The 207-nt window shown below is 48.3% G+C and carries 1 rRNA gene (only partly in view); it reads left to right on the top strand.

The window, feature by feature from the left end:
- Positions 1–207, top strand: a 16S ribosomal RNA gene (locus tag ASE78_RS14990) (its annotated part continues 1,587 nt past the right edge of the window); the annotation flags it as partial.

The following is a 207-nucleotide window of genomic DNA, read 5'->3' on the forward strand; positions in this document are numbered from 1 at the left end:
GAACTGGAAATGTTTGGGTGGTGCCGGGTGTGTCTGTTGTTTGAGAACTCAATAGTGTGCCAAGTTTGTTGATACCAATTTATTGTATTGAATTGGTTGAATTTGCCGGGCCCGCCACCCCGTGGTGTGGTCTGGTGTTTTTGGCTGGTTTCAAATTTTGTGCATTGTGTGCATCCCGTTTTCCCGGGGGCGCATGGTGTGTCTGTT

Origin of the sequence: Sphingomonas sp. Leaf25, from assembly GCF_001421635.1 — a bacterium.
GTDB lineage: Bacteria > Pseudomonadota > Alphaproteobacteria > Sphingomonadales > Sphingomonadaceae > Sphingomonas.